Genomic DNA, 17,569 nt, shown 5'->3' on the forward strand with positions numbered 1-17,569 from the left:
AGCATTACAGCATCGTGATCTAACCAGCCCTTTTCAGCAGCAGCCTTAAGCATAGCATATTCACCAGAAACCTGATAAACAGCTATTGGGATTTCAAAACTATTTCTAACATCGCGTACAATATCCAGATAGCTTAAACCAGGTTTTACCATAACGATGTCAGCTCCTTCGTTGATATCCATTTCAGTTTCTCTTATGGCTTCATCTCTGTTGGCAAAATCCATTTGATAGGTTTTTTTGTCTTTTGGTACATCTACCATGTCTACAGGAGCAGAATCTAAAGCATCTCTAAAAGGACCATAAAATGCTGAAGCATATTTTACTGAATAGCTCATAATACCAACATCTAAAAAGTTAGACTGATCTAAACCTTCTCTAATGCCTAAAATTCTACCATCCATCATATCGCTTGGTGCTACAAAATCGGCACCAGCTTCGGCATGAGAAATACTCATTTCTGCTAAAACTTCGACCGTAGGATCATTTATAATTTTTCCGTTTTCAATAATACCATCGTGACCATAAGATGAAAATGGATCTAAAGCAACATCTGTCATTACTAACATATCAGGACAAACATCCTTAACGGTTTTTATAGCACGTTGCATTAATCCATTTGGGTTTAAGGCTTCTGTACCTTTATTATCTTTTAGAGCATCGTCTACTTTTACAAAAAGTAAAACTGACTTTAAGCCTAAACTCCAAAGTAATTTTACTTCATCTTTAAGCAAATCTAAACTATAACGGTAGTAATTGGGCATTGAAGCAATTTCTTCTTTTATACCCTTACCTTCAACTATAAATAGTGGTACTAAAAAGTCATTAGGTGTTATAATGGTTTCTCTTACTAAACTTCTTATGGCTTCGTTTGATCTTAGTCTTCGATTTCTTCTAATTGGAAACATAGTTTTTAAACTCTAAAATGATATTGATTATGCTTATTTTTAGCAAGTACAAAGTTAATCAATTTAAAGTCACTTTCAATTGTTAGAATCCTTTAGTGTTTTAGAATTTAAATTTCCTTGGAGAAGCTACCAGCAAACACTTTTAAAGAATTTTGATAGTCATATTTCAGACCATCATTTTCATGTTATTGCACCTCCAGGTTCTGGAAAGACAATTTTAGGAATTGAAATTTTAAGGCGAATAGGAAAGAAAACTTTAGTGCTTGCTCCAACATTAACCATTAGAGACCAATGGCAAGATAGATTACAAACTTTTTTTACGGAGAACACACCTTATAAATCAGTTTCCAAAGACATAAAACAACCTAGTGATATAACGTTTTCTACCTATCAATCCCTTCATTCTTTTTATAAATCTTTTGAAAACAAGGACGATTTCTTAGACTTTTTTAAAAGTCACAATATTGAAACTCTTGTTTTAGATGAGGCTCATCATTTAAAAAATGCATGGTGGAATTGCTTAATAGCGCTAAAAAAAAGCAATCCATATTTTATTGTTGCTTTAACGGCTACACCACCTTACGATAGTAGTAGTTTAGAGGTTAATAAATATTTTACGCTATGTGGCGAGGTTGACGATGAAATTTCTGTGCCAAGTTTAATTAGAGAAAAGGATTTAAGTCCACATCAGGATTTTGTGTATTTCTCAAAGCCTTACGAGTCTGAACTTCATCATATAAAAGCATATAGAGATGGTATAGTAGAATTTAAAAACAGCCTACTACAAGATTATGATTTTATTGATTTATTAGAAAACCATCGTTTTTATAAACAGCCTTTAGAGAATAGTGATGCTATTTATTCTAACGTTGCTTTCTTTTCTTCTATTTTAATTACGCTTAACGAAATTAATGTGCCTATTGATAGAAGTCGATTAGAAATATTAGGGATTCATAAGTTTGATAATATTCAATTTCCGAGATTAGATTTAACTTGGATTGAAACTCTTTTGCATAACCTATTAGTTACCGATCGTGAAAACTTAGAGCAGCATGAAACGTACTTATTAGACTTAGAAAAACAACTCAGAAAGCTAAATGTCTTTGAAAAAAACAAAGTTAATTTATCTGGCAATGAGGTGCTTTATAAATCGCTGGCTTTTAGTCCTAGTAAATTAGAGAGTATTGTTGAGATTGTTAATTCTGAACGTTTATCGCTTAACGACGATCTAAGTTGTGTTGTTTTAACGGATTATGTTAGAAAAGAGTTTTTAAGCACTTCAAATCAAGATATAGATCAAATAAACAAAATAGGTGTATTACCTATATTTCATTATATAAGAACAAGTGCTGTTAATAATAGAGATTTAGCTGTTCTTACAGGAAGTATTGTTATTGTTCATCATTCTATTATACATGCTATTAATGGTTATGGTGAAGGAGAATCATACATTTTTACACCTCTAAAGTCTGATGATAATTTTGTTACAGTAACACCTTCATCAAAATCTAAAAAAACCATAGTAGGTGTAATTACAAAGCTGTTCGAAGATGGTATCATTAAGGTGCTTATCGGCACAAAAGCATTATTGGGTGAAGGTTGGGATGCACCATCAATAAATAGTTTAATACTTGCGTCTTTTGTTGGTTCTTTTGTATCCTCAAATCAAATGCGAGGAAGAGCTATAAGAAGAGATGTCAACAAGCCTAAAAAGACGAGCAATATTTGGCATTTGGCATGTATAGACCCGACAGATGCAAATGGAGGTAGAGAAATAGAATTGTTAAAACGTAGGTTTGAAGCTTTTGTTGGTGTTACCAATACAAAGATTCCTTTTATAACTAACGGTTATGAGCGGCTAGACATTCCGCAACAAATTACCGCAGATGCTATTCACGGATTAAATGCTGCCACTATAGCACATTCTGTTAAACGGAATAATACATCTACACAATGGAAGCAATCTATTGGAGATGGTAGTAAGTTAACACGACAACTACAGCTTCAGGATTATAAAAAACCAGAGTTTGAGGCGGAGAAAAAAAAATATTATGCTAAGGCATCGCGATTGGTGATGATAGAAATTATACTCATACTGCTCATCTTTTTTTTAGGAACCATCACTTTAGCATTAAACTTAACCCTAGATCAAAAGCTTTTATCTGGAATGAAGCTTATTGGTTTAATAGCATTAGCGTTTTTTGGTCATAAGCTGTATAAACTAACAGTCTATTATTTAAGACATGGTTTTGTGCATAAAAAACTTAAAAACATGGGATTAGCTATTTTAGAAACTATGGATGAAATGAACTTATTGAATACAAAGAGAAGTGAAGTGCATGTTCATACCGAAAAGTTATATAATGGCGTGGTTATTTGTAATTTAAAAGGAGCGAATAATTACGAAGAAGCTTTTTTCTTAAAAACACTTACAGAGCTTTTAGAGCCTGTAAAGTCTCCGCGATATATTATTATCAGCACCAATTTTTTTAAGAAAGGACTTAATATTGAAAATTTTTATCCTGTTCCTGAAGCTTTTGGAAAAAACAAGAAAGACGCTCAGTTGTTTTATAAGTATTGGTTGCGATATATGGGAATGAGCAAATTAGTGTTCACGCGCCAACCAGAAGGAAGACGCTTGTTGCTAAAAGCAAGACTATTTCATCATACTAACGAATTAAAAAACAAATTAAATTCTCTAACGGTTTGGAAGTAACTATACCCAACCCTTAGGGTTTTGTAAAACCTCAATCAGCTTTTCTTCTTCACTTCCTTTTTCAGGATGATGGTCATAAACCCATTGTACATGAGGTGGAAGACTCATTAAAATACTCTCAATCCTTCCGTTGGTTTTTAATCCAAATAAAGTGCCCTTATCGTGTACAAGATTAAATTCTACATAACGTCCACGACGAATTTCCTGCCAATTACGATGATCTTGAGTGTATGGTAAGTTTTTTCGTTTTTCAACAATAGGTGCATAAGCTTCTAAAAAACTATCACCAATTTCGGTAACAAAATCGTACCAGTTTTGCATACTCATGTCATCAGTTTTCTTGCAATAATCAAAAAATAAACCACCAATACCACGTGCTTCATTTCTGTGCGAATTATAGAAGTATTCGTCACATCTAGCTTTGTATTTAGGATAAAACTCAGTATTGTGTTTATCGCATGCTGTTTTGCAAACCTTATGAAAATGCCTAGCATCTTCTTCAAATAAATAGTATGGAGTTAAATCTTGTCCGCCACCAAACCATTGGTCTACTATGTCACCATCTTGGTTATACATTTCAAAATAACGCCAATTAGCATGCACTGTTGGCACCATTGGGCTTTTAGGATGTATTACCAAACTTAGACCACAAGCAAAAAAGTTAGCATCTTTTACACCAAAATAGTTTTGCATGCTGTCTGGCAATTTACCATGTACAGCAGAGATGTTTACTCCGCCTTTTTCAAATACATTTCCGTTTTCAATAACACGTGTTCTTCCACCTCCGCCTTCTGGTCGTTTCCAAAGATCTTGTTGAAATTTAGCTTTACCATCTACAGCTTCTAATTTAGAAGTTATGGTGTCTTGCAACTGTTGTATATAATTGTAAAATTTGTCTTTCAAAACTTATGATTTGTATAATTCATATAACTCCATGTCTAATGGCTCTTCATTAGGAGGAGTATAACCGTTTACTATAGTTTTTTGCCACACAAAATTATTATTTGTAGCGACATTTACACTTCCTAAATTGTTTTTATGGACTATAATTTGAAGTGTTTCTAGTCCTAAATCTTCAAAAGCATATTCTGAAAGTTTGGCAATGGCTTTAGTCATTATGCCTTGACCTTTATAAGAATAGTCAATACAATAAGCATATTCGCCTTGCTTTATTTTCCAATCGAGTTCTTTAATGTATATGAGACCAATGAGTGTTCTTGTTTCAGAATGTTTTAAAGTAAAAAGAAATTCTTCTTTGTTTTTAAATTGTTTCACCTTTTTCTGAACAAATAATTGAGACAAAGTAGGGTTTAAATTTTGCTCTAAAGTTTTAGGAAAATAACGTTTAAATCGATCTTGATTTGTTACTATAAGATCACAAATTTTCCAAGCATCACCTTCATGTATAGCACTAATCTCAAAATCTTCAAACTGAGTTACCATTAGCTTAATTCAATTTTGTCAAAAGGTTCAAAACCAATTTCTTCATCGTCATCAAATAGTAGGTCAACAGCGATTACTGATGCTGAGGTTACACTTAATGGTAAAACTAGGATGACTCCAACAACAGGAATTAATAATAAAAGTAAAAATCCAATACCATTACCTATAGCTAAGCCTCTGTGTTGTCTAATAAAAGCCACACTTTCTTTATATTTAAAATGACGTTCTAATGTGTAATCCATATTGGTGAAGCCAGCATAATAAGCTTGTACTAAAAACAATAATGCTGTTGAAAATATATTAACTATTGGTATAAACTTTAAAATTAAAATAGGAATGGTATAAAGTAACTCTTTAGAGAGGTTTCTAAGACCTATTCTAACACCTCTAACTAATTGTTTTGAAAAATTGGTATTCACATAGTTCTTGGCTGGTTTACCTGTAAAATAAGCTTCTATTTTCTCTGAAACAGGACTCATAAATGGCGATGATAATGCCATAATGATGTGTTTATAAAGAATAAGTCCGATAGCAAAGATGACAATGCCTCCTATAAATGTTGAAATTGCTGTAAAGGTTGCTTTGCCAAATTCCCAAATCCAAATACCAGCAATCCATTCGCCAAGATTATCAGATAATCCGTAAGCCGAAACAAAAATCATAGCAAAAACAATAACGCTAATAATAACAGGAATTATAAAGTATTTCCATAATTTCAATTTTGAAATTAAGCCATAGGCACCTGTGTAAACTTGTAAACCTCTAAATATGTTTTGTATCATAATATTTCCTAAGAAATAGGAGTTTTTTAGTTCAACTTATATAAGATATGACGCTAAACATATTTAATTGTTACAAGGATTTAAACCATTTGATTACTTCACTTAAGCCTCTATTTTTAGCCTTAAAAAGACTAACTACTATGTTGAGTGCATAAGAGGAGAAGGTTAAGATGGACTTCTATATTCCTTAACAGCGTCAATAAATGCTTTGGCATTATCTAACGGAATATTAGGTAAAATACCATGACCTAAATTTACAATGTATTTATCTTTTCCGAAATCATTAATCATCTGATGTACCATTTTTTTAATTTCAGATGGTGGAGAAAATAAACGAGTTGGATCAAAATTACCTTGTAAAGTAATGTTGCCACCTGTTAAATAACGAGCGTTTTGTGGTGAGCATGTCCAGTCTATACCCAAAGCAGCAGCATTAGATTTTGCCATTTCGCCTAGAGCAAACCAACAACCTTTACCAAAGGCAATTACAGGAGCATCATCTTTTAAAGCTTCTATAATTTGATTAATGTATTGCCATGAAAATTCTTGATAATCTACAGGAGATAACATGCCTCCCCAAGAATCAAATATTTGTACAGCATTACAACCAGTAGCTACTTTTGCTTTTAAATAAGCTATTGTAGTATCGGTTATTTTTTGGAGTAAACCATGAGCCGCAATAGGATTTGTAAAACAAAATTCTTTAGCCTTGTCAAAGTTTTTACTGCCTTGTCCTTGTACACAATAACATAAAATGGTCCAAGGAGAACCAGCAAATCCAATTAATGGGATGTCGTTATTTAATAACTCTTTAGTAGCTTTAATTGCTTGCATGACGTAGTCGAGTTCTACATGTACATCTGGAACAATAACGTTGTCTACATCTTTTTGAGAACGAATAGGATTAGGCAGGTATGGTCCAAAATTAGGCTTCATTTCTACCTCAATATTCATAGCTTGTGGAATAACTAAGATGTCCGAAAACAAAATTGCTGCATCCATTCCGTAACGACGAATAGGTTGTACTGTAATTTCACTAGCCAATTCAGGAGTACGACAACGTGTAAAGAAATCGTACTTAGCTTTAATCTCCATAAATTCAGGTAGATAACGACCAGCTTGTCGCATCATCCAAACTGGTGGACGTTCAACAGTTTCTCCTTTTAATGCTCTTAGGTATAAATCGTTCTTTATCATAGTTTTGTCATTCCTGCGAAGGCAAGAATCTAGTTTAATTGTAACTTAATTTTTTAAGATTTCTGCTATTGCACGTAGTGCGAATTCACCAACTCAATAACACTCTCAACAGTAGGTGCTTTAGCTATACGTACATCTTCAAAATATTGTTTAGCAGCTTTTGCTGTGGTTTCTCCAATACAAAAAGCAATACCATTTGCTTTGTTCTGCTTTAAGAAGCTTTCTACAGTTGATGGGCTATAAAACATAATGCCATCTAAATTGTTTTCAATTTTATCTGCATCAAACTTGGTTTGATAGGCTTCAATTTCGTTTACAGTGATGTTGGTTTTGGCTAAAATATTTGGTAAATCATCTAAACGCAAATCACTACAAAAATAAGTGACTTCTTCATTATTTAAATGATTAGCTAAGTATTCTGCTAGTTTTTTAGCATTAGCTTCTGTATGTGTAACATTACCAATACGATTTTCTACCATGCGTTTGGTGCGTCTACCTACGCAATAGATGTTTTTAAATTGTAATTCTGTTGCAGAAAAGTTAGTTAATAAAGCTTCAACCGTGTTTTTGCTTGTAATAATTACGTTTTTAATTTCGTTACGAATAACTGTTTTTGGGATACGATTTAAACTAATTTTTATAGCGTCATTACTATCCGCTACAACATCATTATGAAACAATAATGTTTGGTCGTCGGTTAGTTTTTTAGTAGAATAGATATTAGTGGTTTTGTCACTACGTTGTAATTGATCTATAAGTGTTTTGCCACCTTTGTCAATGATATAATTTGCACAAAACTCAGCCAAATCATCATGTTTGCCTAAAGGCACAACTTTAGCTATTTCTATTTTTTTGGTACCATCTTTACTTAAAAGAATACCTTTAAAGTTAACCTCATCATTTTTAATATATGCTAAGGCACCAATTGGTGCAGTACAACCTCCTTCTAGTCGATTAAGAAACTCTCGTTCTATTGAAGTTGCAATTTCTGTTTCTTCATGATTTATTTCAGCACATATATTTCTGATTTCTTCATCTTTTTCTAAGGCTGTAACCATAACAGCTCCTTGTGCTGGTGCAGGAATCATCCAATGTAAATTGATAGCATTTTCTGGTCTAATGTTTAGTCTGCCTATGCCAGCAGCTGCAAAAATAGCAGCATTCCAATGTTCGTTGTCTTCAAGCTTTTGCAATCTTGAGTTTACATTACCACGAATATTTTCAACTTTATGTGTAGGATAACGGTTAAGCCATTGTGCACGTCTTCTTAAACTACCAGTTGCAATAACAGCATCTTTGGCAGATAAGAATTCTTCATTTTTTTTAAAAACCAGTGTGTCGTTTACATTGCCGCGTTTAATTACTGCGGCTTGCACAATACCTTTAGGCAATATGGTTGGTACATCTTTAAGGGAATGTACTGCAATATCAATATCTTCATTGAGCATTGCAATGTCTAAAGTTTTTGTAAAGATTCCTGTAATACCAAGCTCATAAAGTGGCTTGTCTAGTACAATGTCTCCTGTAGATTTTACAGGAACTAAAACGGTTTTATGACCTAGTTGTTCAAGTTGAGATTGAACAGTTTTTGCTTGCCACATAGCCAATTGGCTATCTCGTGTGCCAATGCGAATAATCTTAGACATTTTCTGAAGTTTCTAACTGAAATATTTTTTTGATGAGCTCTATACTCTCATCTGAAGTATCATTATCTACTCTAAAATGATGCGCAAACTGATTGGTGATTTTTTGAATAATGTTATTGGTGATCATTTCTGCCTGATCTTCATTAAAATCAGCTATTTTTTTGCGCTGTGTATTTAATTCTGAGTTTTTTAAATCGGTAAGCTTATGTTTTAAGGCCTGAATTGTTGGTACAAACTTTAATGTATTTAACCACATATTAAAGTCTGCCATGATTTCATCAATAATAGCTTCTGCTTCTGGTATAAAAGCTTTTCGATTTTCTAAAGTGTCATCCGTAATTTTAGCTAAATCATCCATGTGAACTAAAGATAGATTGTTTAACTCTTTTACGTCATCATTTACATTTTTAGGTATTGATAAATCTAAAATTAATAATGGTTTTTCGGTTGTAATTATAGATTTATAAACTGTGGGATTTTGAGCTCCTGTAGCAACAATAACGATGTCTGAATTATTAATCTCTTCTTGAAGATTTTCATAATCTTTAACAACAAGATTAAATTTACCAGCTACTTCTTCTGCTTTAGTTTTAGTTCTGTTAATCAGTGTAATGTGCGAATTTTTTGTGTGTTTCACAAGGTTTTCACAAGTATTACGTCCAATTTTTCCAGTACCAAAAAGTAGGATGTTTTTTTCTGATACATTCTGAATGTTATTCATAATGTATTGCACAGCAGCAAAAGATACAGATGTAGCACCTGATGACAACTTAGTTTCGTTTTTAATACGCTTACTTGCTTGAATAACCGAATTAACAAGGCGTTCTGAAAAAGAATTTAATAATCCTACCGCTTTAGAAGCTCTAGTTGCAGATTTTAATTGACTTATAATTTCAAAATCACCTAGAATTTGACTGTCTAAACCAGAGCCAACTCTAAACATATGATGAATAGCATCTTTACCTTTGTGTATATAGGCTACATCTTTAAACTGTTCAATAGTTCCTTTTGTGTTATCACAAAGCAACTTAATTAATTGATAAGGATGTTCTGCAAAACCATAAAGTTCGGTACGGTTACAAGTAGAAATAACAACCAAACTTTCTATACTATTTTGTTTGGCTTCTGCCAATAAATTTTGTTTTCCGGTATCACTTAAACTAAAGTGTCCTCTAACTTCGGCATCAGCTTTTTGATAACTGAGACCTATGGCATAAAAATATGTGTTTTTGTGTTGTTGCATTTGCTTATTTTACCTGACAAGAAAATAGTTTCTTTTAAGCTTACGAGACAAATGTATATTTGTTACAATAAAAAAAATAACGATAAAAGAACATAAAGTATCGTTTCTGGGTTTTTTAGTTTATTTTTTTATAAAATATGATTTATGTCATATTTTTGCAGTAAAATCAAGGGGTTTTTGGCTCTTTGTTTAGAACGAATCTAAATAAGAACAATATGAATTTTGAAAATAAGCCTTCAAAAAGTGTCGCTAAAGGTGCTTTTGACGAAACTTTTATAGAAGATGGTTTTTTTGTGTTAACTCATAAAAACGAAAATAATGTCGTTGAAATTATTGAGCGAGAAATTGATAGTACTTATGTTCAATTTCATTTTTGTACTAAAGGTTCGGCTGATTTTATGTTTAATAATGGAGCTTATGTGCTCAATATAAAAGAAGAAACCTCTTTGTTATTATATAATCCGCAACGCGACTTACCTATACATTTAGAATTAGAGCCTCATTCTTGGTTAGTGTCTTTTGTTATGCCAATAAAAATGTTTCATGCGTTGTTTTCTCAAGATGCTAATTATGTTACCTTTTTGTCTGAAGAAAATAAAGACAAAAAATACTACACGGATGGAAAAATTAATCCGTCTATGGCAGTAGTTTTAAATCAGTTGATAAGTTTTAATCTTAATAATTCTATTAAGCCGCTTTATTTTAAAGGTAAAGTATACGAGTTGTTAAGTCTGTATTTTAATAGAAATGAAGACGCAGATATAGAGCAATGTCCTTTTTTAGTTGATGAAGTTAATGTGTCTAAGCTAAAAAAAGCCAAAGACATTATTATTGCTAATATGGCAGAACCACCAAGTCTTAAAGAATTGGCTAAAGAAGTAGACCTAAGTCTTAAAAAACTTAAAGAAGGCTTTAAGCAGATTTATGGAGATACGGTTTATGGTTTTTTATTTGATTATAAAATGGAAGTGGCGCGTAAACTCTTAGAGTCTGGCGACTATAATGTAAATGAAGTTGGTCTTAAGGTAGGTTATAGTACAGCAAGTCATTTTATAGCTGCTTTTAAAAAGAAATTTGGAACGACGCCTAAAAAGTATATTCAGGCGTCGAGTTAAAATTAATAATCATAATATCCATTATAGCCTCGAGAACTTGGTGTAACGCGTTTTCGGTCTTTGTAAATGGCTAAGTTGATGATTTCTTCGTATTGTTCTTCTAGTTCTTTGGTTTCATCTACTGTAGTGCCATAATTGTTAGATTTATCGTAGAAATCTATTACCAATTTATTAGCGTCTTTTGGTTTAATAAATGAAATATAATGTAGTACTTCAGACTTGCCAGAATACTCATCATTCTTATCTATTTTAAAGAAATACATTACAGCATCTTTACCTTTATCTGTTTTAAAATCACGTTTCATAATAAAATTAACCGAGTCTTTTTCTTTTTCGTAATTGGCATGAGCCAGAAGTTTAGATTTGGCAAATTGTTGCTGACTTATATTGAGTGATTTTATTTTATTAAATAATTCTGCGTCGTTAAGTTCTTCTAAAAGATTGTATTGGTTTTCTTCATCATTTTCCAGCTTTTCTTTTAGTTCTTCTGGTATTTCCTCTTTATTCTGAGTTAATAAAACATAGTATCTTACCAAGGCAGATGTGTCATCTACATTAAGCATTTTTTCAAAGAAATCTTTTGCTGTTCGTTCTTTTCTATAAGGAAAAATAAGATTAACGTAGGTTGATAAATCATCGGAATATGAATTGTAGCCATAGCCATTATTGCTTAGGCTACGTTTTACTTCAATTTTACCATCGTTAATAATTTGATTTTTGTATTTGCTGTAAGTTTTTAGTTTTATTAAACCGGAATCTTTTACGCGAGCTAAAAGGTTATAGAGTGGTTGTTTGTATTCGCTAATAGTGCTGTATTGTAATATTTTAGGGAATAAATCTGCTTTTAGTTTTAAGGAGTCTTTTCTGTAGTAACTGTAAAAAATACCACCTATGCCGCCTAAAGGAAGATCGCGTTCCATTAAATCCATTGCCAATTTAAAATTCTCTTTTTTCTTAGAATCGAATAAGCCTTCTAAAATTGCAGACTGCGTTTGAGGGTCTGAGTAGCTATCATAATACAACTGCTTAATAAAGTCTAAGTTATTTTTTAAGTCAATTTCTACAAGCTCGCTAGCCAAATGTGATTTAATGTTTAGGCGTTCTTTTTTAAATTCAAAATCCTTTAAAATCGAAGTAATATCTTTGCTGTTATGTTTTTTGAATTTTACAAGATTGTAAGATTCTAAAATAATACTATCATTCTTCTTTAGAGCTTCAAAAAATTGTTTGGTTTTGTCTTTAAGTACATCTTTACCCATTAAGGTGTCTATTGGTGTAAAAGAATCGTAAAACTCTGTTATAAATTTTGAAGGTCCATTTATAGAGTCTATTAAGGTTTTTAGTTCAAAAAGGACTCCTTCTTTTAAAATGTTTTTAACCATTACTTGCTTAGCACTGTTGGAGTCGGTATAAGTAAAAGCATAGGAGTAAATGTTATCTTTCTTTGATTTTAAACGATTAGAAATTTGAAATTTCTTTTTTGGAGTATAATAGCGTGTTGCTCCTTGTGTTTTTCGTTCTATTTCTGCCCATAGGCTATCTACGTTGTGATACATTTGTAAATCATGAAATTTTTTCCTCGAAATTTCTATTTGTTCATTAGCTGTAGTAGAATAGGTGGTAGATTTTATTTTTTCTTCGTATTCTTTGTCATCACTATTATTGCCATACATTCCGTAGCTATATGGGTTTGGTGTTGGTGCTTTGGTGTTAGTGTTTACAGAGAAATGTAATGAGGTGTCAACTACTTTTTCAAAACCAGAGTAATCAGTTGTATTGAATTTAAAAGACTTAAAAAATGCTGTTTTATCAGCTTCGTTTTTACCAACATAACCTAATAGATAGTAGTTGGCATCTTTTATGATGGTTTTAAGGTGAAGGTTTTTATTAGAGGTAGAGTCTAAAACAGCACGAGACTCGTAAGTTTTGTAAATACCCTTTTTAAAGCCTCCTTCGGCTTCTTGGAGTTTGTAGTTTAAGTAAAGCGCATGGTGAAAATATTTTGCCTCAAAGCTGTCTTCTTCAATATAATCTAAATCGTGTAATGATGCTTCCTCTACAAAATAATAAGCATCGTTTTTATAGCCTTCTAATAACTTTTTTCCTTTGTTTTTCATATTACTAGTGATGTAATATTCTGGGAAATCAACCTGAAACTTTTTGTTAGGAGATACAAAAAGTGTATTAGAGTCTGAAGGTGTTTTTAAAGTAATAGAGTTAAAAACTTTGTCTTGATGCTGTAATACAAAATCACTACGACCAGCATACTTTATAATGATAATTTCTAAAGGTGTCTGGTAGATGTGATATTTTTGAAATTCTCCCTTTTTGGTTTTATTGACAATGCTTATTCCAGGATAAGGGTCTTTTAATTCTTCTTTTTTTACAATATCTCCAGGAATGTCCTCGTATAATAAATCATCAATATCCTTAAGTGTCATGTTGTCCTTTTCGTTGGGCAAGTACATAAAGCGGCTTATTCTATTGACGGTTAAATAAGCTCCGTTGGTCATATCTGGGTCGAGATAATACTTTTGCCCAGCATAAGAGAATTCACGTAATTTATCATATGTGTTTAACTCTAAAAAGCCATCAGGTGTTTTGTGTTTTTTGAGTATAGGATTTACAAAAAGGCTATCGAGTTTGGTTTTTTCGGTCTTACTAAAACCTGTTTGTTCAGATGTTAATGCTATAACAGTATAGCCACGTTGACGTAACATGTTGATCATGCCTTTATCACCAGGTAGATGTGCAGCGCCAACACCAGCAAAAACTGATTTTTTTGGCATAAGATCAACTAACGAGTTTACCATGTTTTCATTTCTAATAAAGAGCATGTTTTCTCTGTAGAATTCTGTGTTAGAGCCAGCTCCAATAGAATCTAATAGATCTAAGTTTCTATCGCGATAAAGATTTTCTTGAATAAGATAAGGGTTTTCTTTAGTGTATAGTTTTTGTAACCAAGGCTCTATGTCTTTTTTATTGGCGTTGTACGCAGCTTTAGTGGTTAAATATCGCGATTCTGCTAAGTCTTCTAATCCAAAAATTTCTTTTTCATTTTTTTTACCTGCTTGATAGATAAACATATCTAAATAAGTCTCTTCTTCAAAATTGTCAGCAGCATTATTTTTTCTGTACAAATAGGCATTTACGGCACCATTATCCATTCTTACTGAAGCTCTCACAGCCATTTCTTCAGGATGCGTTAGTTTAAAAAGATTGGTGTAAAAACCAACACGATAATTGTTGTAATTACTCATTTCATTAACCATCATATCATAATTAAAACCAGGCCAGGTTTTAGGGTCAGATTCTAAGGCTATGCAATCGCTTTCATTTAAAGCTTTATAAAAGACATCATCTAGTCTAAAAGCTACTTTTTTACTCACATGCATTGTTCCGTAGAGGTAAGATGGTTTTTCTAAACCATTACCAGTAATTTTCCAAAGTAAGCTTTGGTATTTTTGTTGGGCAAAGGCAGTTATAGAAACTGTGAATATTAAAGCTGTAAGAATTTTTTTTAGATGTGTTTTTCTCATAGAAATGGGAATCTTTTGTGTTGAACCAATGCTTTTGGTTTGCGATTTTGTTAAGTGTCACGACTCGTAAAGATATTTAAATCATTGAAATAGCCATAGACAATTTCTAAAACTCGTTAAAAAAAAGTGCATAATAGATGATGTGTCTTAATTAGGGTAACTTCAAAAAATTAAAAACGGTATTTTAAATACTATAATAACTAAAACCAATGTCTAGTATTGTTTAGTATTACAAAAGCGTTGTATTTTTGCTTTGGAAAAAGAAAACAATGTCAAAAGGAATTTTATTAGTTAATTTAGGTTCACCAGATAGTCCTAACCCAAAGGATGTGAAAAAATATTTAGGTGAATTTTTAATGGATGAGCGTGTTATAGATGTTCCGCTTTGGGCACGTACCATATTAGTTAAAGGAATAATTTTAAACACAAGACCTAAAGCTTCTGCAGCTGCCTATCAAAAGATTTGGTGGGATGAAGGTTCTCCTTTAATTGTTTTGTCTGAAAGACTTCAGGAAAAAGTTCAAAAACGAGTTGATTATCCTGTGGCTTTAGCGATGCGTTATGGAAGTATGAGCATAAAAAAAGGGCTTCAAGAACTTGTTGATAAAGGCTGTACTGAGGTAAAGACCATTCCGTTATATCCACAATTTGCTATGGCAACAACCGAAACAATTGATGTGAAGGTTGACGAATTGGTGGCAGAGTTTTTCCCGAATTTAAAAATCACAAGAACACCTGCGTTTTACCATAGAGCAGATTATATAGATGTGCTAGCTAAGAGTATTGGTGAAAAACTTGAAGGTTTAGATTACGAACATATTCTTTTTAGTTATCATGGAGTTCCTGAGCGTCATATTAGAAAAAGTGATATTTCTAACGGAAACTGTAAAATGAATGGTAAGTGCTGTTTTAAAATGGGAAGCCTACAACATGAGTTTTGTTATCGTCATCAATGCGAAATAACTACGGTTAATATTGCTAAAAAACTAAAACTAAAAAACGATACTTATTCTACTACATTTCAGTCGAGATTAGGGTTTGATCCATGGTTAAAACCTTATACAGATCGTACTATTGAGCGTATGGGTAAAGAAGGTGTAAAGAAAATGGCAATTGTTACTCCGGCTTTTGTTAGTGATTGCTTAGAAACCCTAGAGGAGATTGCAATGGAAGGTGAGGAAATTTTTCATGAAGTGGGAGGCAAGGAGTTTACAGTTATACCATGTTTAAATGACAGAGATGATTTTGCTCAAGTTCTTGTGAACATGGTTGAAGAATGGACGGCCTCCAATTCTGTTTTGGTTTAACTATTGGGATCTTAATTTTATTTAAGGAATATCCGTAATTTTAGGAAAGTTAACCAACTCATTAAAATATGCGATTTTTAAAATTATTTTTAATCGTTTGCATCTCAATTTTAAGTGCAGATCTTATTGCTCAAAACTTTGACGAAAACCAATATTCAGCTTTAGAATATCGACTTATTGGACCATTTAGAGGTGGACGTAGTGCTGCGGTAACAGGTGTGCCAAATCAGCCTAACCTTTTTTACTTTGGAGCTACAGGTGGTGGTATTTGGAAAACGACTAATGGAGGACGCGAATGGGAAAATATTTCCGATGGTTTCTTCGGTGGAAGTATTGGAGCAATTACAGTTTCTAAAAGCGATCCAAATGTGATTTATGTTGGAGGTGGAGAAAAAACGGTTCGTGGAAATGTGTCTTCGGGATATGGTGTATGGAAAAGTGTAGATGCAGGAAAAACATGGCAGCAATCTGGTTTAGAAAATTCCAGACATATTCCAAGAATTGCTGTACATCCAACCGATTCAGATATTGTATATGCAGGTGTTTTAGGAAATATCTATAAGCCAACTCAAGATAGAGGATTGTATAAAAGTACAGATGGCGGAAAGAGTTGGAAGAAAATTTTATTTTCTAATGAACAGTCTGGAGTTGTAGATTTAATGGTAGATCCAACTAATCCAAGAATTATTTATGCTTCTACTTGGCGTGTGCAACGCACACCTTATAGTTTGAGTTCTGGAGGTGACGGTTCTGCGCTTTGGAAAAGTACAGATAGTGGAAAAACTTGGAAAGAAATTTCAAAAAACTCTGGATTTCCAACAGATACTTTAGGAATTATTGGAGTGACAGTATCACCAGTGAATAACCAACGTGTTTGGGCAATTGTGGAGAATAAAGATAAAGGTGGTTTATATCGAAGTGAAGATGGTGGAAATACTTGGAAACAGGTAAATAGCGAGCGTAAATTACGTCAACGTGCATGGTATTACACACGCGTGTATGCAGATACCAAAGATGTAGATAAAGTGTATGTGCTGAATGTACGTTATCATAAAAGTGAAGATGGTGGAAAAACATTCAGTACACATAATGCACCACATGGAGATCATCACGATTTATGGATAGCACCAGAAAATCCAGATCGTATGGTAATTGGTGATGATGGTGGAGCACAAGTAACTTATGATGGTGGCGAAACATGGTCAACTTATCATAACCAACCAACCTCACAGTTTTATAGAGTGACTACAGATAATCATTTTCCCTATCGTATTTATGTAGCGCAACAAGATAATTCTGCGATACGAATGTCACATCGTACGGATGGTTGGAGTATAGATGAAGATGACTGGGAAAGTACAGCTGGAGGAGAATCTGCTCATATTGCAGTAGATCCTGAGAATAATGATATTGTTTATGGAGGAAGTTATGATGGGTTTTTAACTCGAGTAAATCACAAAACAGGAACCGTTAGAGCAATTAATGTGTGGCCAGATAATCCAATGGGTCATGGCGCAGAAGGGATGAAATATCGCTTCCAATGGAACTTCCCTATTATATTTTCTAAGCATAACCCAAATCGATTGTATACCTTTTCAAATCATGTACACGTTACTGAAAATGAAGGGCAATCTTGGGATATTATTAGTCCAGATTTAACTCGAAATGATCCTGAA

At 32.8% G+C, this 17,569-nt stretch carries 12 protein-coding genes; 4 read left to right on the forward strand and 8 right to left on the reverse strand.

Features of this window, described 5'->3' with window-relative positions:
- On the reverse strand, positions 1–905 hold a 905-nt coding region (hemB, locus tag N4A42_RS00320; RefSeq protein ID WP_294068391.1), incomplete at its 3' end, for a porphobilinogen synthase.
- Positions 906–984: 79 nt separating this feature from the next.
- Between hemB and N4A42_RS00325 the strand changes: the two genes are divergently transcribed.
- Positions 985–3,621, forward strand: coding sequence for a DEAD/DEAH box helicase family protein (locus tag N4A42_RS00325; protein WP_294068393.1), 2,637 nt, complete (start codon positions 985–987; stop codon positions 3,619–3,621).
- On the opposite strand, the gene hemF is transcribed toward N4A42_RS00325, so the two are convergent.
- From hemF to hemA, 6 genes are all read right to left on the reverse strand, one after another.
- Positions 3,622–4,524, reverse strand: coding sequence for an oxygen-dependent coproporphyrinogen oxidase (gene hemF, locus N4A42_RS00330; protein WP_294068395.1), 903 nt, complete (start codon positions 4,522–4,524; stop codon positions 3,622–3,624).
- Between the two features lie 3 nt (positions 4,525–4,527).
- Positions 4,528–5,064, reverse strand: coding sequence for a GNAT family protein (locus N4A42_RS00335; RefSeq protein WP_294068397.1), 537 nt, complete (start codon positions 5,062–5,064; stop codon positions 4,528–4,530).
- Positions 5,064–5,846 (reverse strand): EI24 domain-containing protein, encoded by a 783-nt coding sequence (locus N4A42_RS00340; protein WP_294068399.1) that lies wholly within the window; start codon positions 5,844–5,846, stop codon positions 5,064–5,066. Before N4A42_RS00340 ends, N4A42_RS00335 begins: the two co-directional genes overlap by 1 nt.
- Positions 5,847–6,011: 165 nt before the next feature.
- Entirely contained in the window at positions 6,012–7,043 is a 1,032-nt protein-coding gene (gene hemE, locus N4A42_RS00345; protein ID WP_294068401.1) for a uroporphyrinogen decarboxylase, read from the reverse strand.
- Positions 7,044–7,108: 65 nt separating this feature from the next.
- The gene (gene hemC / locus N4A42_RS00350) at positions 7,109–8,689 is read right to left on the reverse strand and encodes a hydroxymethylbilane synthase (RefSeq protein WP_294068403.1); all 1,581 of its coding nucleotides are present in this window, start codon (positions 8,687–8,689) and stop codon (positions 7,109–7,111) included.
- Positions 8,682–9,932: a glutamyl-tRNA reductase gene (gene hemA, locus N4A42_RS00355; protein ID WP_294068404.1), complete on the reverse strand. Its 1,251-nt coding sequence runs from the start codon at positions 9,930–9,932 to the stop codon at positions 8,682–8,684. The genes hemC and hemA overlap by 8 nt, the downstream gene beginning before the upstream one ends.
- Before the next feature lie 215 nt (positions 9,933–10,147).
- Between hemA and N4A42_RS00360 the strand changes: the two genes are divergently transcribed.
- The gene (locus N4A42_RS00360) at positions 10,148–11,047 is read left to right on the forward strand and encodes a helix-turn-helix transcriptional regulator (protein WP_294068406.1); all 900 of its coding nucleotides are present in this window, start codon (positions 10,148–10,150) and stop codon (positions 11,045–11,047) included.
- A gap of 2 nt (positions 11,048–11,049) precedes the next feature.
- Here N4A42_RS00360 and N4A42_RS00365 read toward each other — a convergent pair whose 3' ends face one another.
- On the reverse strand, positions 11,050–14,586 hold the full coding sequence (locus N4A42_RS00365; RefSeq protein ID WP_294068408.1) for a TraB/GumN family protein: 3,537 nt from the start codon (positions 14,584–14,586) through the stop codon (positions 11,050–11,052).
- Positions 14,587–14,855: 269 nt separating this feature from the next.
- Between N4A42_RS00365 and hemH the strand changes: the two genes are divergently transcribed.
- Positions 14,856–15,893, forward strand: coding sequence for a ferrochelatase (gene hemH, locus N4A42_RS00370; protein ID WP_294068410.1), 1,038 nt, complete (start codon positions 14,856–14,858; stop codon positions 15,891–15,893).
- A gap of 68 nt (positions 15,894–15,961) precedes the next feature.
- On the forward strand, positions 15,962–17,569 hold a 1,608-nt coding region (locus tag N4A42_RS00375; RefSeq protein WP_367172435.1), incomplete at its 3' end, for a WD40/YVTN/BNR-like repeat-containing protein.

The organism is Winogradskyella sp., assembly GCF_025210595.1.
GTDB lineage: Bacteria > Bacteroidota > Bacteroidia > Flavobacteriales > Flavobacteriaceae > Winogradskyella.